Source organism: Winogradskyella sp. UBA3174 (genome assembly GCF_002364335.1).
GTDB lineage: Bacteria > Bacteroidota > Bacteroidia > Flavobacteriales > Flavobacteriaceae > Winogradskyella.
Map to the genome: position 1 here is coordinate 71,137 of NZ_DEXW01000046.1, position 21,176 is coordinate 92,312.

Consider the following 21,176-nt stretch of genomic DNA (forward strand, 5'->3'; position numbering starts at 1 on the left):
CATTAAAATAAAACAAATGAATAAACCACACATAACCATAGCCGGCAGAAAAATAGGGCAAGATCATCCGCCTTTGGTAATCGCAGAAATTGGCATTAACCACGAAGGTTCGCTAGAGGTTGCAAAAGAAATGGTAGATGCAGCAAAGCGCGCAGGTATTGAGGTTGTGAAACATCAAACCCATATCGTAGAAGATGAAATGAGTGGAGCAGCAAAATCTGTTATTCCTGGTAATGCAGATGTCTCTATTTATGATATTATGGATCGTTGTTCACTAAATGAAGCTGACGAGAAAGCTTTAAAAGCTTATGTAGAAAGTAAGGGCATGATTTTTATTTCTACACCATTCTCAAGAGCTGCAGCTAATAGGTTACAGTCTATGAATGTTGAAGCCTATAAAATAGGTTCAGGTGAATGTAATAATTACCCGCTTTTAGAACATATCGCTAAATTTGGGAAACCTATAATTTTAAGCACTGGAATGAACACTATTGAAAGTGTAAGTAAAGCCGTTGCTATTTTTGATAAACATAAGGTGCCATTGGCATTATTACATACCACAAATTTATATCCAACACCATCGCATTTGGTAAGATTTGGTGCGATGACCGAATTACACAATGCATTTCCGGATAAGGTTTTTGGCTTAAGTGATCACACACTAAATAACAACGCATGTATTGGATCAGTGGCACTTGGTGCTTCAGTTTTAGAACGTCATTTTACAGATCATATGCAACGTACAGGTCCAGATATTGTGTGTAGTATGGATGAAGCAGCTGCAAAAGAATTAATCATTGCAAGTAAAGAAGTGGCAAGTATGCGAGGAGGAACTAAAGAGCCAGCTAAAGAAGAACAAGTTACTATAGATTTTGCATTTGCCACAGTTTGTACCATAAAAGATATTGAAAAAGGAGATGTTTTTACTGAAGAAAACATTTGGGTAAAACGACCAGGAACAGGTGAGATATTAGCAGAACATTATAATGCTGTTTTAGGTAAAGTAGCTAAAGAAACTATTGAAAAAGATAAACAAGTCGCATGGGCAGATATTCAATCATAGATTTTGTCAACTTTTTGTTGCAACGTGTTTATAACCCGAAACCAATTGCGGATGCTATTATAATTAGTGCTTTAACTAAGGTGGTTAAAGACGTTAATTATCATTTTCCGGATACGAGTGAAGCCATTATAATCGAAAGGATAATAGCTAATCAAAACGAACTAGTATTATTTTTATTCAGATTAGGAAGTGAGTTACACAAAGAAAACCAAGACCATTTAAAGCCTCAAATTCATTTTTTAATGAAAGATTTATGTTGTTGTGAAATTTATTTTAATTCAACAATAGACGAAGGATTTTATATTATTCATGGAGAAGGCACAGTCATAGGAAGTAGAAACACTATTGGCAAAGGGTTTATGATTCATCAAAATTGTACTGTTGGTCACAAAGTGAACGGATCAGGAAACGGAAACACGATTGGTAATAATGTGAAAATGTACTGTAACGCTTCAGTATTAGGATCTTTAACTATTGGCAATAATGTCACTATTGGAGCGCATACCATGGTAAATAAAAATATTAAAGCGAATACAACAGTGGTTTCATCATCACGATTAGATTATCTTTAAATGGAGCATAAAAAAATTATATTTCTAACAGGCACCAGAGCTGATTTTGGTAAGATTAAAGGTCTAATTTCCATTTTAGAGTCTAAAGCTAATTTTGAACCTTATCTTTTTGTAACTGGTATGCACCTTTTGCATGAGTATGGTTATACACTATTAGAAGTTGAACGTTGTGGTTATAAGTATATTCATACGTTTAATAATCATACACATGAGTCTACGATGGACTTAACTCTAGCGAAAACTATTGAGGGATTTTCGGCTTATGTAAAATCAACTAAGCCAGATTTAATAGTCGTACACGGTGATAGAGTGGAAGCATTAGCTGGAGCGATTGTAGGTAGTTTAAATAATATTTTAGTTGCGCATATTGAAGGTGGTGAGATTTCAGGTACTATTGATGAGTTAATAAGACATTCTGTATCTAAGTTAAGTCATATCCATTATACCTCAAATGACGAAGCTAAAAAGCGTTTATTGCAAATGGGTGAAGTGCCAGAATCCATTTATACCATTGGCTCACCAGACATAGATGTTATGTTTTCTGATGCGTTACCAGGTTTAGATACGGTTACCAATTATTATGAAATTCCTTTTGAAAACTATGCAGTAGCCATGTATCATCCTGTAACTACAGAAGTAGAAACGATTAAGGGTGATGCTGTTCAATTTGTTAAAGCGTTGAAGAAAAGTAATAAAAACTATATTGTTGTTTTTCCGAATAATGATTTAGGAAGTCAAGCGATTTTAGAAGTCTATTCAACTTTAAAAAACAATTCTAATTTTAGAATTTTCCCATCAATTCGTTTCGAATATTTCTTAACTTTATTAAAGCATGCCGAATTCATTATTGGTAATAGTAGTGCAGGTATTAGAGAAGCACCTTATTATGGTGTACCTAGCATAAATGTAGGTACTAGACAGCAAAACAGAGTGTCTTTATCAAGTGTAGTAAATACAGAATGTAATGTTGATACTATTGTTAATGCAATTGATACAATAGGCTCAGTGAAGTCAGAAAAAATGCAGATATTTGGCTTTGGTGATAGTGCGTCTTTATTTCTAAAAAGTTTAGAATCAGAAACGTTATGGAGTGTTAATCATCAAAAGCAATTTAAAGATATTGATGAGTTCTAAAAAACATGTTGTTTTTATTGTTCCTGATGGAGTCGGTATTAAGAATTATCTGTATTCAGATGTACTAAAACATGTTGGCGAATTTGCTAAAATCACCATTTGGTCACCATTACCTGAGTCCGCATTCGCTGAAGTTGAAGCTTTGCATCCTATAGAGCTGCATTACAAAGCACTCAAACTTCATTCTGAATCTATCTTAACACGTTTGTTTAGAGAGTCAGCCTCGTATGCACGTTTATGCTACAACGCTAAAACAACTCAAAATGATACCATACTTTTAAACTGGAGACGACCAAAAGGTAATTTCAAATTAGGGCTTTTATATAGAGTTTCAGAAACTATTGGTCGTTGGGCAAAATTGAAATATAGTCGTATTCTAAATTTAGAAAATAGATCTAAAAAGCATTGGTCTTCTAGTATCATTGCATCGTATAAAACGGATTTGAAGGATTTAGAAGTAGATTCAATTTTTATAACACATCAACGCGTTCCAGGATTAATGCCAATATGCATCGCTGCGAAACAATTGAATATTAAAACGACGACAGCCATATTTTCGTGGGATAATCTTCCAAAAGCAAGACTTTGCGTTTCTACAGATGTTTATATTTTATGGTCCGAGTGGATGAAAAATGATATGGATTTATTTTATCCTGAAATTGATAACACACAATTAAAAACTGTTGGTACACCTCAGTTTGAATTTTACAAACAAGACAACAGAATTACAGATAGGGCTTCTTTTGCTAAAAATCATGGATTAAATCCAGAACTTAAGTGGGTCTGTTTTAGTGGTGATGACGAATATACGTCGCCTTATGATCCTACATATCTTAATGATGTCGCTGAAGCTATTTCGACTTTAGAGGAGCCGGTTCAACTTATATTTAGAAGATGTCCGGTAGATTTTACGTCGCGATACGATTCAGTTTTAGAAAAATATAAAGATATAATTGTATCTATAGATCCTATTTGGTATACAGCTTCTAAAGCTTGGGTAGGTTATTTTTCAAAATTAGAAGATGTAGATTTACAAGTTAATTTAGCAAAGCATTGCGAGGGCGTTATTAATTTAGGCAGTACAATGGCCTTAGATTTTGCAACGTTTAATAAACCTTGTTTGTATCTCAATTATGACACTATAAAAGATGAAAATTGGAGTACAAATTTTATATATAAGTTTCATCATTTTAAGTCTATGAAAGGATTAGATGCTGTAGGTTGGCTAAACAGTAAATCTGAAATTAAAGACTCAATCAAAGCTGTTTTAGATAAAAATGTAACAGTTGGAAGTGATAGAGAATTATGGTTAGAAAAATTAGTATGTTGTCCGTTAGAGGATAGCTCTAAAGAATTAGCAAACACATTACACTAATGCATATTTGTTTTATTTCGAGTGAATATCCTATCTGGAAATCTGGAGGAGTCGGTAGTTTCATGCAAACCTTTAGCCGAGCTATGGTGAAAAGAGGACACACTATTTCTATAGTCGGAATTGGAGAGACACATGAGGAAATTCAGTTAGATGACAAAGGAGTCAATATTTACAGACTACCAGTTTCAAAATTACCTGCTGGTAAGTTTATTTCAAATACGCGGAATATAAATGCTAAGATTAAAAAGCTAAATAAAGCACAGTCGATTAATATTGTAGAGTCTGCTGAAATGGGATTGGTATTTAAAAATAAAATCTCATCTATCAAATATTGTATTCGTTTACATGGTGGACATCATTTCTTTTCTGAATCCGAAAATCGAAAAGTACACTGGTGGCAAGGTTTCAAAGAAAAGTTATCATTTAAAAAGGCAGATGGTTTTATAGCAGTTTCTGAGTATGTTAAAAGTCATACTGCTAAATACTTATCGTACCATAATAAGCCTTTAGAGATTATAAATTATCCGATTAATACAGATATGTTTTCACCTGACGCATCTATTAATGTTAATGCTAATAATATAACTTTTGCTGGCACTATTTGCGAAAAAAAAGGAATAAGGCAACTGATTGAAGCGATGCCTTTATTGAGAGCGAAGAACCCATATTTACATCTGCATGTTTATGGTAGAGAATGGTTTTATAAAGATGGTAGTTCTTATACTGAAATGCTAAAGACAAAATATAAGTCTATTATAGAAGCTTGTGTGACGTTTCATGGTGTTATTCCGTTTAACGATTTGCCTAAAAAGTATGCAGAAGCTATGGTTTGTGTTTTTCCATCACATATGGAAACTCAAGGATTGGTTGCACCAGAAGCTATGGCGATGAAAAAACCTGTAGTATTTTCAGAATTAGGTCCAGGGCCAGAAACGATTGAAAATTATAAAACAGGTTTACTTTGTAATCCGCATAACGTTGATGATATTGTAGAGAAAGTAGCGTGGTTTTTAAATAATAAAGACAAAATTGAATCAATTGGAGATAACGCAAGAGCATTTGTGCTTCATAAATTTAATCTTCAAGCTATTCTCGATAAAAATATTAGTTTTTATAACCGCATAATTAAGGATTAAGATTCTAAAATGAAACTAGTAATCTTCACATTAGTAGAGCATATAGAAGACCAAGGTAAATACTTTGGTTATGCTCCTTATGTGCGAGAAATGGATTTATGGAATGCTAATTTTGATGAGATAACCGTCGTTGCCCCTTTATCTCATAAAACTATTGATGCTATTGAAATACCTTATGCACATTCTAATATTAAATTTGTGGAAGTGCCTGTTTTTAATATTAAGTCAGTCAGAAGTATTTTTGAATTATTAATAAAAATGCCAAGTATTTGTTTTAAAATGATAAGAGTAATGCGTCACGCAGATCATTTACATTTCAGGAGTCCGAGTAATATCGCGGCAATAGCTGCCGTTCTGCAAATGTTCTTTCCAAAGAAGAAAAAAACGATGCGTTACGCTGGGAATTGGGATCCTAATAGTAACCAACCTATTGGCTATCGATTTCAAAGAAAATTATTTTCGAATACTTTTTTAACTAAAAACATGACTGGCCTCGTTTATGGAAAGTGGTCAAATAGGTCTAAAAATATAAATCCTTTTTTTGCAGCTACATTTTATAAAAATGAACAAGAAAATTTATTTGAACGTGATTATAAGCAACAGTTAAAATTTATATTTTCAGGTGGATTAGTTGCAGGTAAAAGACCGTTACTTGCAGTTAAAATAATTGAGCAATTAAATGCTAAAGGTTTAAACTGTTATTTAGATATTTTTGGTGATGGTCCATTGGGTGAAGTATTAGAATCATATTGTAGTCATAATAATTTGAAAACATCTATTACACTTCACGGAAATAGAGATAAAGACAGTTTGAAATCAGCTTTAAAAGAAAGCCACTTTGTCATATTACCTTCAAAAAGTGAAGGTTGGCCAAAAGCTATTGCAGAAGGTATGTTCTTTGGTTGTATTCCTATTTCAACTAAAATATCTTGTGTGCCTTGGATGTTAGACGAAGGAAAGCGTGGTATCTTAATTGATGTTGAATTAGAAGTTGCTGTTAACCAAATCTATAACGCAGTTACTAATGCGAAGCTGAATGAGATGTCTAAACGAGCACAACTTTGGTCGCAAGACTATACCGTAGAAAAACAAGTTTTAGAAATCAATAAAATCCTAGAACTATGAGTCGTGTATTGCAACTTATTGATTCTTTAGAAGCAGGTGGTGCAGAACGACTTTCTGTATCTTTTGCAAATATTTTAGTAAACGAAACGGAAGCATCCTTCTTATGTGCAACTCGAGCAGAAGGTATTCTTAAAGAAACAATCAATGCATCAGTCGGTTATTTGTTTTTAGAAAAACAATCAAGTATAGATATTAAGGCGATTCTAAAACTTAGAAAGTTTGTGAAACAGAATAGAATTAGCACGATACATGCGCATTCAACATCTTTTTTTATAGCAACACTGGTTAAGTTAATCTACCCTAAAGTTCAGCTCATATGGCACGACCACTATGGACAGAGTGAATTTTTGGAACAACGACCAAAACGTGTATTACAATTTTTTTCTCGTTTTTTTAGTCATATTTTTTGTGTAAACGAGACCTTAGTAAAATGGTCTCAGCAGAATTTAAAATGTAAAAAAATAAGTTATTTACAAAATTTCGCCATGCTTATCGATTCTAAAAAAGTAACGGAACTTAAAGGTGAAAAAGGAAAACGTATTTTGTGTTTAGCAAATCTAAGGCCTCAAAAAGATCACCTAACCTTGTTGAAAGCGTTTAAAGTTGTAATGAAAACTCACGCTGATTGGACTTTACATTGTGTTGGTAAAGATTTTAATGATGCGTATTCAAGTCAAGTGTCTCAATATATAAATGATAACGACTTAGATAATAACGTATATTTATATGGTAGTTGTCCGGATATTAAGGCTATACTTTCGCAGTGCGATATAGGTGTTTTATCATCTAAATCCGAAGGTTTACCAATTTCATTACTTGAGTATGGTTTGGCGAAACTACCAGTAATTGTTACGGATGTTGGTGATTGCAACTTAATTATTAAATCCGATAAAATGGGCTGTTTAATTAATTCTGAAGACGTAGAAGCAATAGAAAATGCCATAATAACATATATTGAAAATAAATCTGAAAGGGATGTAGTGTCTGAAAATTTACACAAACATGTACTACATAATTTTTCTAAAGAAGCTGTTCTAGAAACACTTCTTAATACTTATAATAATTAAACTAATAAAGTTTGGGTTTAAGTGGAATACGACATAATGTTAACCAAAATAATCAGGATCATTACCTGTCATTAATAGCCTTACATGGTGTTTTTGCATTATTGATTTATTTTGTTCCTATTTTTTCCAAGTTATATTTTCTAGGAGTTATTCTTTATTTTTTTTATAGAATTATAGCAGCACAGGACATTAATAAACCAAAGCAGGTAATGATAGCTTGTTGCTATATTGTTGGTTCTGAGGTGCTTTTTAGAATGACAGGTGGTACATTTTTTTATGAGGCTGCCAAATATTTAGTTATCTTATACATACTCACAGGTCTATTTTATAATGGAATCTCTGGTACTGCATATTCCTATTTTATTTACTTAGTATTATTAGTCCCTTCAATTATCGTTGCTTATGTAGAGATTGGCTACGACTCAAACCTAAGAACAAATGTCGCATTTGTTTTAAGTGGACCTGTATGTCTTGGCTTATCAGCGTTATATCTTTTCGATAAAAAGATAAAAGTAGCTGATTTATTAGATGTCATAAAATATCTAAGTCTACCCATTATTTCAATGACTATTTACTTGTTTCTATACAACCCAAGTATAAAAGACACGCTTAGAGGTACACAATCAAATTTTGCGGCTTCAGGTGGTTTTGGACCTAATCAGGTTGCTACAATTTTAGGACTTGGTATGTTCGCGCTTACGGTTCGATTATTCATGAAATCACCAAACCTGTTTTTAAAAGTATTTAATATAATATTACTTGGTATAATTAGCTACAGAGGAATTGTAACCTTTAGCAGAGGTGGTATATTGACTGCCATAGTAATGATTGCTGCTTTCTTGTATTTATTATATAAAAAATCATCTGGCAGACAAAAAGGAAGAATAGTATATTCGTTTTTTTTGCTAAGTATTTTAGGTGTTTCTGTATGGGTTTTTAGTTCTAGCCAAACAGGCGGTTTAATTGATAAGCGCTATGCTAACCAAGATAAATTAGGAAGGGGTAAAGAAGATTTATCTACTGGACGAGTAGATTTATTTTTAGATGATTTACAAGGGTTTATTGATAATCCCTTTCTGGGAGTTGGAGCTAATGGTGCCAAAGAGCTTAGACTTAAAAATGGATTTGGATTAAAAGCTTCACATAATGAGGTGAGTCGCTTATTGTCAGAACATGGTTTGTTTGCTATTATAATTTTATTCATTTTAATTGTGAAACCATTCTTATACAGGCATACCAATAAAGGGAATGTATTTTTCTTTGCCTTTTTAGGGTTTTGGTTTGCCACAATTAATCATTCAGCCATGCGTATATCAGCATCTGCTTTTATATATGCTTTGGCACTTTTAAATGTATATTATGAAAAACGTCCTATACGTAGGAAACGCATTATCCAAAAGCGGTAAGAATATTACGTCTATAGAAACGCTAAGTCAACATTTAAGCGAAGCTTATAATGTAAAAACAGCATCAAGTAGATCTAATATAATACTCAGGCTATTGGATATGATAGGCTTAGTATTAAGAAATGAATCGAAAACAGATATCGTATTAATAGACACTTATAGTACACTAAACTTCTATTATACTTTAATAATAAGCCAAATTTGTAGGCTTTTTACACTAGAATATATTCCAATACTACATGGTGGTGATTTAGAGAGCAGATTAAAAAATAGTCCAAAAATTTCAAAACTCATATTTAATAATGCTGAGTTTTTGGTATCTCCTTCAAATTTTTTAAAATCTAAATTTGAGGCTTATGGTTATAAAAATGTAGTTTTTATTCCGAATTCTATAGAAATAGATAATTACGAATTTATGGCTAGAGATATAGATAGTATAAAATTACTTTGGGTAAGATCAATATCTGAATTATATAATCCAAAATTAGCAATATTAGTACTAGAAGCGTTAATTGCGAAAGGATATAAAGCAGAGTTAACTATGGTTGGTCCAGATAACAATGATTATTTAAAAGAAGTTAAACAATTCACTTTAAATAAAAACCTGAATGTTAATTTTACAGGAAAACTGACCAAGTTAGAATGGATTTTACTCTCTAAAACACATAATATGTTTCTTAATACTACTAATTTTGATAATGCACCTGTTAGTATTATTGAAGCGATGGCTTTAGGTTTGCCTATTGTGTCGACTAATGTTGGCGGATTACCATTTTTAATAGAAGATTACTCAGAAGGTATTTTAGTAGAACCAGAAGATGAAGAAGCTATGGTGCAGGCTATTATAACATTAAGAAATGATAAAGTCTTAAAAGATAGACTTGTAATTAATGGAAGAAAGAAAGCAGAAACTTTTAATTGGTTGCATATAAAACCGAGTTGGATTAGCCTTTTACAATAAATAAGTTTCTAAATTCACAGTACTTTTTATATTTACAAAGAGTTTTCAAGATAATGAAGAAAAATAAAGGCATACACTTTGAAGTTTCGGAACGTAAAATTCTTTTAAGAATCATGGACCTAGTTATGGTTTTTCTTGGGATTTATGGTTTGGAAATTCTTTTAGATTTTGATTACCTATTTATTGGTATTCAAAGCATGTCTCAGCTCGTACTTCTAGGTGTTTATATTACGGTATTTGCAACAATTTTTGAATTATACGATCTCCAAAAAGCCAGTAAATTAGATGCAACATTCAAAAACATTGTAATTACGGCCTCTACAGTTGTTCTGTTCTATTTGTTAACACCATTTCTTTCGCCAATTTTACCAGAAGAACGACTACAAATTTTATATTTCTATTTAAGTATTATTATCGCTATTTCTTTATGGAGAATCGCATATAACTATTTAATTGAATCACCTCGATTTTATAAACGTGTTTTATTAGTTGGTGAAGTTTCTAATATCGAAAGTTTAGCATCTGCCTTGAACCAATCAGACCCTAATTATAAAATTATTGGATTTATAAATAGTGAATTATCTAACGAAGAGTCCTTTAAATCTAGAGGGCTAAAAGAATTTAAAGCTAAAGATTTCCTAGAAATAATTCATAAACAAAATATATCAGAAGTACTTGTAGCTAGTTTTAATACTGAAGCTATAATTTCTGAAGTATATCGCGATTTAATGTTGTTATTAGAACGCGGGTTTAAAATACGAGACTACACTCAAGTTTATGAAGAACTGTTGCATAAAGTACCCATTCAATTTGTAGGTAAGGATTTTTATAAATATTTCCCATTTAGTAGAAGTAATGAAAATAAGCTCTACATTTTCTTTCGTAGATCATTCGATATTTTTTTTGCTCTGATTGGGATTGTATGCGGTATTTGTTTAATACCTATTATTCTTTTAGGTAATTTATTAGGTAATAATGGACCACTGTTTTACGTACAAGAACGCGTTGGTAAAAATAGCAAGCCTTTTAACATTATTAAATTAAGAACCATGATTGTAAATGCTGAGGAGGAGGGTGCAAAATGGGCAAAAAAGAATGACAATAGAATAACAACATTTGGTAATTTTCTAAGACGTTCTAGATTAGATGAAATCCCTCAGTTTTATAATGTAATAAAAGGGGAGATGAGTATTATAGGTCCTAGACCAGAACGTCCGTTCTTTGTTAATGAATTATCACGAATAATTCCATTTTACGAAACAAGGCATATGATTAAACCAGGGTTAACTGGTTGGGCTCAAGTAAGTACTAGATACGGATCGTCGGTAGATGACAGTCTTGTTAAATTACAATACGATTTATACTATATAAAACACAGAAGTGTATTCTTAGATTTTAGTATTGTCATAAAAACGTTGAGTACTGTTCTTTATTATAGAGGTCAGTAGAAATTAAGTTAAATTATTCTTATTAAAAAACTTTATAATGTAGCTATATCTAATAGCTATAGCGATAATTAGAGGTATTAATACAATACTGAATACTTGTACCCCAATAAACCAATGTAAAGTCATTAGACAAAGCATTATAACTAATAATTTAAGATAACCCTTAAACCAAATTTTAACGGTGTTTTTAAATAACTGACTAATAATAAATATGTTGAGCGGAAATGCCCATAATAAATTATAATTATAACCTGTAGCAGTATGGTCTGTTGCAAACCATAATAATAAAAGTAGAATACCTGTAAGACCAGTAATTAAAAATAAGGTAATATCGAGCCATTTGCTTCTTACATTTTTCTTATAGTCTTTGTAAGTAATAAACAGTATAAAAATTGAAATCAATCCAACAATTACTAAGGGACTTAAAATAAAATTGAGCGATGACTTATTTTCTTTCTTCTCAAAAATAACAGAAGATTCTTTTACGATATTATCAGTACCGTTTACCTTGGCGTTACCCATAAAAACAGTAATATACTTTGGTAAAAACATATGCTGACTTGCTGAGGCCTCTATGTCAATTACGGAACCTAAAGCGATATCAATTCCAAAACTTCCCCATGTATTTAAGCCAACATGCTCGTGTATAAGTTGTCTAAACGTTTTTGGTTTAAAATCTTTAGGTAAATTAAACGCTATTTTATTATTAGATACAGTAGCAGTTACATCACGTATTCTGGTAGCACAATTATCATAGAAGAAATCATAGAGATACCTTCTGTTTTCAGGCTTATAGTTATTTACTAAATAGTCTAAAAGTTTTTGTTTTTCTTCTGGTGAAAAGTTTAAAACTTGCTCTGTAATTGTTCGATTATTCCTAATGTAGTGATTTTTAAATTCATTATAACCATTCTTACTTATGAGGTAGTTTAACTTGCCTTGTGCAAACTTTAAATAAAAATTGGGTGCTTCAAAATCATATTCTCCGTAACCAAAAACGATATCTGCACCTAATGTTCTATCATTTATTCTAAATGCATTATGACCAAAAGCATCATTTAATGATTCACCTGAACCAAGTGTTAATATAGATACTTCTGCGCTAGGTGATAATTGTAGCTGTTGTGCGAAACTTTTTAAGTTGAAAAATAAAGTAAGGAGAACCAGTAATTTTAATCTCATGAGCTATTATCTAAAGACACCAAAGTCTATTTTTAAGGAAAATACGTTAGAATATAATGCAGCACTTTGATCACCAATATCAGTAAAAGCATAGTCTATCTGAATGCCTTTATATTTAAAACCAACACCAAAGTTTGGCTGAAACGTAAGGTTTTCAGAATTATCTAATTGTCTTTCATTTTGAAAATTTCCAAAACCCGTTCTTAAAAAGACTAAGTCTGCATAACCAAATTCAAAACCTAAAGCAGGATTTATACTTGCAAAAGATGTAGAAAACACATCATTATTTTCTTCAAATCTTGCATTAAGATTTACAGCACCTAAAATAGTATAATCATAATTTATAATCCATTTTTTAGATACGCCTAGTTGTAATTTCGGAATTGTTATTTCGGTAGTTTCAGGTAATTCTTGGTTTTCTCCCTCTACAGCGCCACTAATTTGTTCAAATTTTTCTTCATTAATAGACCAAGCATTATAGGTTGTAGAAATGTCTCTAGCCATTAAGCCAAATTTCCAATTATTTCCAGATTCAAATTGAATACCTACATCTAAGCCAAATCCCCAAGAAGAGGCGAAATCGCCTATAATTCTTCGGATTATTTTTGCATTTACACCAAAATTTAAACCGTCTAAAGGCAATTTTCTTGCATAAGAAAATGTAAGCCCATAATCTGCAGTAGAGAAGGTGCTAATTCTATCGTAATTTATGTTTCCTTGGTCGTCAATTAATTGGGTCGTATCTAAAATATCATCAACACCAAATCTAATTAATGAAATACCAATAGCGCTTTCTTTGTCTAATGGCATGCCATAGGCGATGTAATTGAAATTAGCAATATTGGCAAAATAACTAGAGTGCATTAAGGCGAGTTGGTTATCTTCAAGATGAACCAAACCAGCCGGATTCCAATATCCAGAATTGACGTCATTCGTTTGAGATACCACAGCATTACTCATACCTAAAGAAGCAGCATCAACACCAATATTCATGAATTCGTTAGAATATTTTCGTGTAGATTGAGCCGAGGTAATAAAAGTGACAAGTGTTAAGAGAATTACATAGTAATTTTTCAACAGTAATTTTTTTACAAAGATGCACAATATTTTTCTATCTATTTAACTGATAAAGTTCATTCTTATTGTTTTAGACTCAAATACTTTTATATTTTTACATAAATTAATTTTATGAGTATAAAACAACACATTCCTAATGCTGTGACGCTACTCAACCTACTGTCAGGTTGTATTGCTGTTATCTTTGCAGTGCATGGTAACTTTGTTATCGCGGCAATGTTTGTTTTTTTAGGTATTTTCTTCGATTTTTTTGATGGTCTTTTAGCCCGTAAGCTTAATGTACAGAGTCCTTTAGGAATTCAGTTAGATTCTTTAGCAGATTTAGTTACTAGTGGTGTAGTGCCGGGTATTATTATGTTTAAACTAATATCATTTACAATAGACGCACCAGATTATTCGTCTTACAGTGATAGTTGGAATTCTGTTTTTCATTGGCAAGGTTTTAAGTTGTCCCTGTTACCTCTAATAGGTTTATTAATTCCGTTAGCTTCTGCTTATCGTTTAGCTAAATTTAATTTAGATGAAGATCAACAATCTTATTTTAAGGGATTACCTGTGCCAGCTAATACGCTATTGATTCTGTCATTACCTTTAATTTTAGAATATCAAAATAACGATTTTATGAATGCCATAATTATTAATAAGTGGTTTTTAATTGGTATAACCTTACTGAGCTGTTATCTCCTAAATTCTAATATTAAATTATTTGCATTAAAGTTTAAAAACTGGACGTTTACAGATAATGCGGTACGCTATATATTCTTAATATTGAGCGTAGTTGCCTTAGTAGTACTCCATTTTGCCGCTATTCCTATTATTATACTATTATATGTAGTACTTTCTTTGCTCACTAAAAGTAAAATTTAGACTATTTATGTCTTAGTTTTAATCTGAAATTAAATACCAAACTATAATTTTTTATCAATGGCTTCAGGATTTTTTGCACTACTAGATGATATTGCTGCCTTAATGGATGACGTGGTTGTAATGACAAAAATCACTACGAAAAAAACAGCTGGTATTTTAGGTGACGATTTAGCTGTAAACGCAGAAAAAGCATCAGGATTTTTGTCGTCTAGAGAAATCCCTGTGTTGTGGGCAATTACAAAGGGTTCATTTTTAAATAAGTTAATTATTTTACCCTTAGCTTTTTTGCTAAGTGCTTTTTTACCATGGGCAGTTATTGTAGTTTTGGTTTTAGGCGGACTATATTTAGCCTATGAAGGTGCTGAGAAAATCTATGAATTTATTATTCCACATTCAGAGGCAAAAAAAGTAATTTGTAGAGAAAATCTAAGTAAAGAAGAAATCCTAACACTAGAAAAGATAAAAATTAAATCTGCAATTGTTACCGATTTTATTTTATCTGTAGAGATTGTAATTATAGCATTGGGTACAGTTGTAGAAAAAGAGCTTTTGTTTCAAATAATTGTCGTTTCAATTGTAGCACTAACTGCAACAGTTGGTGTCTATGGTATTGTAGCTTTAATTGTAAGAATGGATGATCTTGGACTTAGGCTTATTGGAAAAAGTAAAGGTGAAAGTGGTTTTTTATTTACAGTGGGAACGCTTTTAGTAAAAGCATTACCTAAAATTATTAAGAGTCTTTCGGTAATTGGAACTATTGCATTACTGCTCGTTGCTGGTGGTATTTTTATTCATAATGTAGATTTTTTACATCATTTTTTAGAGCAATGGCCATCACTATTAAGAGATTTTACTGTAGGCATGTTAGCTGGTATTGTTTGTTTGATTTTTGTAAAAGGAGTTAAAGCGATTCTTCCAAAGAAGCGTGTAAAGTAATTGTACTTACTAAAACTCTAACTTTTTCTTACGAAGTTCAAAGTTCTGACCTAAATATACTTTACGTACCATTTCATCACTAGCCAACTCTTCTGGTTTACCAGCTTTTAATATACCACCTTCAAACATTAAATAGGTTCTATCAGTAATGGCAAGTGTTTCTTGTACATTGTGATCGGTAATAAGAATACCAATGTTCTTTTTGGTTAGTTTAGCAATGATGCGCTGAATATCTTCAACAGCAACAGGGTCAACTCCTGCAAAAGGTTCATCGAGTAAAATAAAGTTTGGATCGGTTGCTAACGCGCGTGCAATTTCAGTTCTACGTCGTTCACCACCAGATAATAAATCACCACGACTAGTTCTTATATGGCCTAAGCCAAATTCTTCGATTAAAGATTCCATTTTTTCGTGTTGTTCTTTCTTACTCAGTTTCGTTAATTGAAGTACACTTAATATATTATCTTCTATACTTAATTTTCTAAAAACGGAAGCTTCTTGGGCTAAATAACCGATACCATTTTGAGCACGCTTATACATTGGGTATTTTGTAATATTGGTGTCATCTAAATAGATATTACCTCCATTTGGCTTTATAATACCCACAATCATATAAAACGATGTTGTTTTACCAGCTCCGTTGGGACCAAGTAGTCCAACAATCTCTCCTTGGTTAACTTCCAAAGAAACATCCTTAACAACTTTTCGTCCGCTGTAGGACTTCATTAAATGTTCTGCGCGTAGTTTCATAGTATGTGTAAGAACGCTAAAAATAACAAAATCATATAGATTCTATAAGATTCGGCTTTCATTTATTAAAAGTTTAACCTTGAGTATTGTGTTGTTCTAAAGCTTCCCAATATTCGTGGGCACGTCTTAAATGAGGTATAACGATAGTGCCACCAATTAGAGTTGCTATTCCAAGAGCTTCACTAACTTCGGCTTTAGATAAGCCTTCTTTATAAGAGCTTTCTAAATGATATTTCACACAATCATCACAACGTAATACAGTAGATGCAACTAAGCCCAAAAGCTCTTTAGTTTTTTTATCTAATGCACCACCTTCTTGAAACGCATTAGTATCTAAGTTGAAAATACGCTTGATTATTTTATTGTTATCCGCTAAAACTTTATCATTCATTTTAGCACGATAGTCGTTAAACTCATTTACAATATCCGACATAATTTAAGACTTAACTTTTGATTCTTTTCTTTTTTGATTTTTCACAACAACTGCAGAAATATAAATACTTACTTGATATAGTATTAAAATAGGAATAGCAACAATTACTTGACTCGCAATATCTGGCGGAGTAATTATAGCAGATAATATGAGTACAATAACTAGCGCATATTTTCTGTATTTTCTCAAAAACTGAGGTGTTACTAGACCAATTTTAGTTAAAAAGTAAATGATTATTGGTAATTCAAATACAAAGCCAGAGGCAATAGCGGAAGAGCGCACAATTGCTATAACTGAGCTTGCATCAAACTCATTAGAGATTAGTTCACTAATTTTATAATTAGCTAAGAAGTTAATCGATAAAGGCGTTACGATATAATAACCGAAAAGGACTCCTAGAAAAAATAAAAATGAAGCAATAATAATAAATCCTCTAGAGCTTTTACGTTCGGTAGTTTTTAAGCCAGGGCTTATAAAGCTCCAAAACTGATATAATACATAAGGGAAGGCTACAATGAAACCTGCGTAAATTGAAGTCCAGATGTGTAATGAAAATTGACCAGATACAGTTCTGTTTTGGATAACGAAAGGGAATTTATCTGCACAAAACGTGGTGTCATTAATTCCTAGAAACTGTGATATACTACAAAGTCCTTTATATGTAGGGAAAGACATGTTTGTAGGTCCAAAAATAATGGTATCAAAAATAAAGTTTTTAAACATAAAAGCTATTATGCCAGCTGCTAATATACCCAAAGTAGCCCTTATTAAGTGCCATCTTAAATCTTCGAGGTGGTCTAAGAAAGACATTTCATCTAACTGCTTTTTTGCCATTATATAATACCTTCTTTAATTAAATCGTGAAGATGTACAACTCCTGCATAGTTACCATCGTGTTCTACTAATAATTGAGAAATACCAAATTCTTCCATAACCTCCTTTGCGTCAACAGCCATAGCATCCTCAACAATTCGTCTTGGATTACTACTCATTATGTCTTTAGCTTTTAAGTTAGTTATGTCGTCACTCTTACTCAACATTCGCCTTAAGTCACCATCTGTAATAATACCAACAATCTTGTTGTTGTCAACAACTGCAGTAACACCAAGCATTTTCTCAGTAATTTCTACAATGACTTCTTTTAAACTCGCTTCTAAACCTACTTTAGGTTTTAAATTCTGAGATGATAAATCATTAACTCTTAAATAGAGACGTTTACCCAATGCTCCACCAGGATGGTATTTTGCAAAATCTTTACTAGAAAAACCTCTCAACTCTAATAAACAAACAGCTAAAGCATCTCCTAAAACCAATTGAGCAGTTGTACTCGTTGTAGGTGCTAAATTATTAGGACATGCTTCTTGTTCTACAAAAGCATCAAGAATATAGTCTGCTTGCAGTCCTAAAAAAGAATCTTTGTTCCCAGTAATGGCAATCATTTTATTTTTAGCACGCTTTATAAGTGGGACTAAAACTTTGATTTCTGGTGTATTTCCACTTTTAGAAATACAAATAACCACATCATCTTCAAGAATTAACCCTAAGTCTCCATGTATGGCATCAGCAGCGTGCATAAAAACAGATGGAGTACCCGTTGAATTTAAAGTAGCAACAATTTTATTAGCAATTATAGCACTTTTGCCTATACCTGTAATAATAACACGACCTTTAGAATTATAAATTAATTCAACAGCATCAGCAAAATCATCTGTTAGTAATTCAGACAAGTTTTTAATAGCTTTACTTTCTAAATTTATAGTGGTTTTTGCAGTATGTAAAATGGATTGTTTTGTGTTCAAAACTTATTTTTTAATCAGTTTTCTAGGTCTAAAGAAATTGTTATCTTTAAACATATTGCAAATGTATATAAAATAGTAATAGGGATTAATGAGTATTGCAGAAATTGACTTACACTCCGCGTTAAAAAAGCACTTTGGATTTTCAGCATTCAAAGGTCTTCAAGAAGAAGTTATAAAAAATGTCACCGCAGGTAACAACACGTTTGTTATTATGCCAACTGGTGGCGGAAAATCACTTTGTTATCAGCTACCTGCCTTAATTAAGGAAGGAACTGCCATAGTGGTGTCTCCATTGATTGCTTTAATGAAAAATCAGGTTGATGCTATAAGAGCGGTTTCGGAGCACGAAGGTGTAGCACATGTTTTAAACTCTTCTTTGAATAAAACAGAGGTTAAACGTGTGAAAGACGATATCGTCAGTGGTGTTACAAAACTACTTTATGTAGCGCCAGAGTCGTTAACCAAAGAAGAATATGTTGAGTTTTTAAGAACAGTTAAAATATCATTTATGGCTGTAGATGAAGCACATTGTATTAGTGAATGGGGACACGATTTTAGACCAGAGTATAGAAATTTAAAAACTATAATAAAACGTATTGGAGATGATATTCCTATTGTTGGTTTAACAGCAACAGCAACTCCTAAGGTTCAAGAAGATATTTTAAAGAGTTTAGGCATGCCTAATGCTGTTACTTTTAAAGACTCTTTTAATAGACCGAACTTGTATTACGAAGTACGTCCAAAAACTAAAAATGTAGATGCAGATATTATTCGTTTTGTAAAACAGAATGATGGTAAATCAGGTATTATTTACTGCTTAAGTAGAAAACGTGTTGAATCTTTGGCACAAGTCCTTCAGGTTAATGGTGTAAAAGCTGTACCATATCATGCCGGTTTAGATGCTAAAACTAGAGTGAAGCATCAAGACATGTTCTTAATGGAAGATACAGATGTTGTAGTGGCAACTATTGCATTCGGAATGGGAATTGATAAACCAGATGTGCGTTTTGTAATTCACCACGATATTCCTAAAAGTATAGAAAGCTATTATCAAGAAACAGGAAGAGCTGGTCGTGATGGTGGAGAAGGTCATTGTTTAGCCTATTACGCTTATAAGGACATTGAGAAGCTAGAAAAGTTTATGTCTGGTAAACCTGTAGCTGAACAAGAAATTGGGCATGCGCTATTGCAAGAAGTTGTTGCCTTTGCTGAAACTTCGGTGTCTAGACGAAAATTTATTCTTCATTATTTTGGAGAATATTTTGATAATGCAACTGGTGATGGAGGAGAAATGGATGATAATGTTCGTTATCCTAAAAAGCAAGTCGAAGCAAAAAGTGAGGTGAAAACACTTTTAGAGACGGTAGACAAGACTAATGAAAAATATAAATCTAAAGATTTAGTACAAGTTATTGTAGGTAATGCTAACGCATTAATATCTTCTCATAAAACAGATTTACAACCTTTCTTTGGTATTGGTAAAGAAAAGGAAGCTAGATACTGGATGGCTCTAATACGCCAAGTATTAGTAGCTGGTTATTTGAAGAAGGATATTGAAACTTACGGAGTCTTAAGATTGAGTGACCAAGGTAAAGACTATATAAAGAATCCGCAATCATTTATGATGGCAGAAGACCATGTCTTTGATGAGACAACAAATGATGGTATTGTCACCAACTCTAAAGGAGGTGGAGCAGTTGCAGATGAGAAGCTAATGACCATGCTCAAGGATTTACGTAAACGTAACGCTAAAAAATTAGGTGTGCCACCATTTGTGATTTTTCAAGATCCGTCGTTAGAGGATATGGCTTTAAAGTATCCTATAAGTATCGAAGAGTTATCTAACGTGCATGGAGTAGGTGAGAGCAAAGCAAAAAAGTATGGTAATGATTTTTTAGGATTGATAGCTGATTATGTCGAAGAAAATGACATACTGCGACCAGATGATATGGTAGTGAAATCTACAGGAATGAATTCTGCTATTAAACTATATATTATTCAGAATGTAGACAGAAAGTTACCATTAAGTGATATAGCCTCTTCTAAAGGAATGGAAATGCCAACTTTTATTAAAGAAATGGAATCTATTGTTTTTTCTGGAACGAAGCTTAATATAAATTACTGGATAGATGATATTTTAGATGAAGATCAACAAGAAGAAATCCATGAATACTTTATGGAATCTGAAAGTGATAAAATAGACGATGCTATTGAAGAATTTGATGGCGATTATGATGATGATGAATTACGTCTGTATCGCATAAAGTTTATGAGTGAAGTAGCAAATTAGATTACTCCTCTTCTTCTGAAGAAACATACTTTGTAAATAAAATATTATTTTTCTTAACGTTTAAGGCGATACTACTAAGTGTTGCCTTTTCTAATTTTTTGACATCAGATTCTTCAATCTGAAAATCGATTTTAGTAATACTTCTATTAGGAATCGGTGAACCTCCAGATTCAAATTCTGGCATATCAGAATTGAGTTTTAAATCAAAATTTTCACCTTTAAATGTTAGTGTAGCACCATCTTTAATCTTTACATAAAGTTCACCAACGATAACAGTTTGAAAGAAATAGTAACCACCCAATTCATTTAGGCCAGCAAAAATAACATTAGTATCTGCAACTCCAAAAGGCTTATTTTCAACATCTTTTATAATCGCTTCAACACTATCGTTTGATTCTGTTTTAGAAGCTTTGTTACCAAAAAGTTTAGATAATGAAAATCCCATAAATTTAATTTTCAGCAAAACTAACTTTAAATATTCAATTCTCAAATCTAAACTTCATGCTTCATGTTTTAAACTTCCAAATCAGTTTGTTATCTTTGCACTCTTAAACA

At 32.1% G+C, this 21,176-nt stretch carries 20 protein-coding genes; 13 read left to right on the plus strand and 7 right to left on the minus strand.

Features of this window, described 5'->3' with window-relative positions; genetic code table 11:
* The first annotated feature begins 16 nt into the window (after positions 1 to 16).
* The 10 genes from B2U95_RS08490 (at position 17) to B2U95_RS08535 (ending at position 11,287) form a co-directional block, all read left to right on the plus strand.
* Complete coding sequence (locus B2U95_RS08490) at positions 17 to 1,063, plus strand: N-acetylneuraminate synthase family protein (RefSeq protein ID WP_296314967.1); 1,047 nt, start codon at positions 17 to 19, stop codon at positions 1,061 to 1,063.
* Entirely contained in the window at positions 1,042 to 1,635 is a 594-nt protein-coding gene (locus B2U95_RS08495; RefSeq protein WP_296314970.1) for a hypothetical protein, read from the plus strand. Before B2U95_RS08490 ends, B2U95_RS08495 begins: the two co-directional genes overlap by 22 nt.
* Positions 1,636 to 2,769, plus strand: a complete 1,134-nt coding sequence (gene neuC / locus B2U95_RS08500; protein ID WP_296314973.1) for a UDP-N-acetylglucosamine 2-epimerase — start codon at positions 1,636 to 1,638, stop codon at positions 2,767 to 2,769.
* Positions 2,759 to 4,144, plus strand: a complete 1,386-nt coding sequence (locus tag B2U95_RS08505; protein ID WP_296314976.1) for a hypothetical protein — start codon at positions 2,759 to 2,761, stop codon at positions 4,142 to 4,144. Before neuC ends, B2U95_RS08505 begins: the two co-directional genes overlap by 11 nt.
* The gene (locus B2U95_RS08510; protein WP_296314979.1) at positions 4,144 to 5,280 is read left to right on the plus strand and encodes a glycosyltransferase family 4 protein; all 1,137 of its coding nucleotides are present in this window, start codon (positions 4,144 to 4,146) and stop codon (positions 5,278 to 5,280) included. Before B2U95_RS08505 ends, B2U95_RS08510 begins: the two co-directional genes overlap by 1 nt.
* A gap of 9 nt (positions 5,281 to 5,289) precedes the next feature.
* A complete protein-coding gene (locus B2U95_RS08515) occupies positions 5,290 to 6,405 on the plus strand; it encodes a glycosyltransferase family 4 protein (protein ID WP_296314982.1) in 1,116 nt (371 codons plus the stop codon).
* On the plus strand, positions 6,402 to 7,472 hold the full coding sequence (locus tag B2U95_RS08520; RefSeq protein ID WP_296314984.1) for a glycosyltransferase family 4 protein: 1,071 nt from the start codon (positions 6,402 to 6,404) through the stop codon (positions 7,470 to 7,472). Before B2U95_RS08515 ends, B2U95_RS08520 begins: the two co-directional genes overlap by 4 nt.
* Before the next feature lie 209 nt (positions 7,473 to 7,681).
* The gene (locus B2U95_RS08525) at positions 7,682 to 8,878 is read left to right on the plus strand and encodes an O-antigen ligase family protein (protein ID WP_296314986.1); all 1,197 of its coding nucleotides are present in this window, start codon (positions 7,682 to 7,684) and stop codon (positions 8,876 to 8,878) included.
* Entirely contained in the window at positions 8,832 to 9,839 is a 1,008-nt protein-coding gene (locus tag B2U95_RS08530; RefSeq protein ID WP_296314988.1) for a glycosyltransferase family 4 protein, read from the plus strand. Before B2U95_RS08525 ends, B2U95_RS08530 begins: the two co-directional genes overlap by 47 nt.
* Positions 9,840 to 9,892: 53 nt before the next feature.
* A complete protein-coding gene (locus B2U95_RS08535) occupies positions 9,893 to 11,287 on the plus strand; it encodes a sugar transferase (RefSeq protein WP_296314992.1) in 1,395 nt (464 codons plus the stop codon).
* Positions 11,288 to 11,290: 3 nt separating this feature from the next.
* Here the strand turns inward: B2U95_RS08535 and B2U95_RS08540 are convergent, their stop codons facing one another.
* Complete coding sequence (locus tag B2U95_RS08540; RefSeq protein WP_296314995.1) at positions 11,291 to 12,469, minus strand: DUF4105 domain-containing protein; 1,179 nt, start codon at positions 12,467 to 12,469, stop codon at positions 11,291 to 11,293.
* 6 nt (positions 12,470 to 12,475) lie between these two features.
* Positions 12,476 to 13,546, minus strand: coding sequence for a PorV/PorQ family protein (locus B2U95_RS08545; RefSeq protein WP_296315000.1), 1,071 nt, complete (start codon positions 13,544 to 13,546; stop codon positions 12,476 to 12,478).
* Between the two features lie 111 nt (positions 13,547 to 13,657).
* On the opposite strand from B2U95_RS08545, the gene B2U95_RS08550 reads away from it, so the two are divergent.
* Together B2U95_RS08550 and B2U95_RS08555 are read left to right on the plus strand one after the other, a co-directional pair.
* Entirely contained in the window at positions 13,658 to 14,413 is a 756-nt protein-coding gene (locus tag B2U95_RS08550; RefSeq protein WP_296315001.1) for a CDP-alcohol phosphatidyltransferase family protein, read from the plus strand.
* A gap of 57 nt (positions 14,414 to 14,470) precedes the next feature.
* Positions 14,471 to 15,349 carry a DUF808 domain-containing protein gene (locus B2U95_RS08555; RefSeq protein ID WP_296315004.1) on the plus strand — a complete coding sequence of 293 codons (879 nt, stop codon included), beginning with the start codon at positions 14,471 to 14,473 and terminating at the stop codon, positions 15,347 to 15,349.
* A gap of 9 nt (positions 15,350 to 15,358) precedes the next feature.
* Here B2U95_RS08555 and lptB read toward each other — a convergent pair whose 3' ends face one another.
* The 4 genes from lptB to B2U95_RS08575 form a co-directional block, all read right to left on the minus strand.
* The gene (lptB, locus tag B2U95_RS08560; protein WP_296315006.1) at positions 15,359 to 16,099 is read right to left on the minus strand and encodes an LPS export ABC transporter ATP-binding protein; all 741 of its coding nucleotides are present in this window, start codon (positions 16,097 to 16,099) and stop codon (positions 15,359 to 15,361) included.
* 73 nt (positions 16,100 to 16,172) lie between these two features.
* Positions 16,173 to 16,532 carry a carboxymuconolactone decarboxylase family protein gene (locus B2U95_RS08565; RefSeq protein ID WP_296315008.1) on the minus strand — a complete coding sequence of 120 codons (360 nt, stop codon included), beginning with the start codon at positions 16,530 to 16,532 and terminating at the stop codon, positions 16,173 to 16,175.
* Positions 16,533 to 16,535: 3 nt separating this feature from the next.
* Positions 16,536 to 17,366, minus strand: a complete 831-nt coding sequence (gene tatC / locus B2U95_RS08570; RefSeq protein ID WP_296315010.1) for a twin-arginine translocase subunit TatC — start codon at positions 17,364 to 17,366, stop codon at positions 16,536 to 16,538.
* Positions 17,366 to 18,331: a KpsF/GutQ family sugar-phosphate isomerase gene (locus B2U95_RS08575; protein ID WP_296315013.1), complete on the minus strand. Its 966-nt coding sequence runs from the start codon at positions 18,329 to 18,331 to the stop codon at positions 17,366 to 17,368. Before B2U95_RS08575 ends, tatC begins: the two co-directional genes overlap by 1 nt.
* Positions 18,332 to 18,419: 88 nt before the next feature.
* Between B2U95_RS08575 and B2U95_RS08580 the strand changes: the two genes are divergently transcribed.
* On the plus strand, positions 18,420 to 20,621 hold the full coding sequence (locus B2U95_RS08580) for an ATP-dependent DNA helicase RecQ (RefSeq protein ID WP_296315019.1): 2,202 nt from the start codon (positions 18,420 to 18,422) through the stop codon (positions 20,619 to 20,621).
* Position 20,622: 1 nt separating this feature from the next.
* Here the strand turns inward: B2U95_RS08580 and B2U95_RS08585 are convergent, their stop codons facing one another.
* Entirely contained in the window at positions 20,623 to 21,066 is a 444-nt protein-coding gene (locus B2U95_RS08585) for a hypothetical protein (protein ID WP_296315021.1), read from the minus strand.
* Positions 21,067 to 21,176 lie beyond the last annotated feature (110 nt).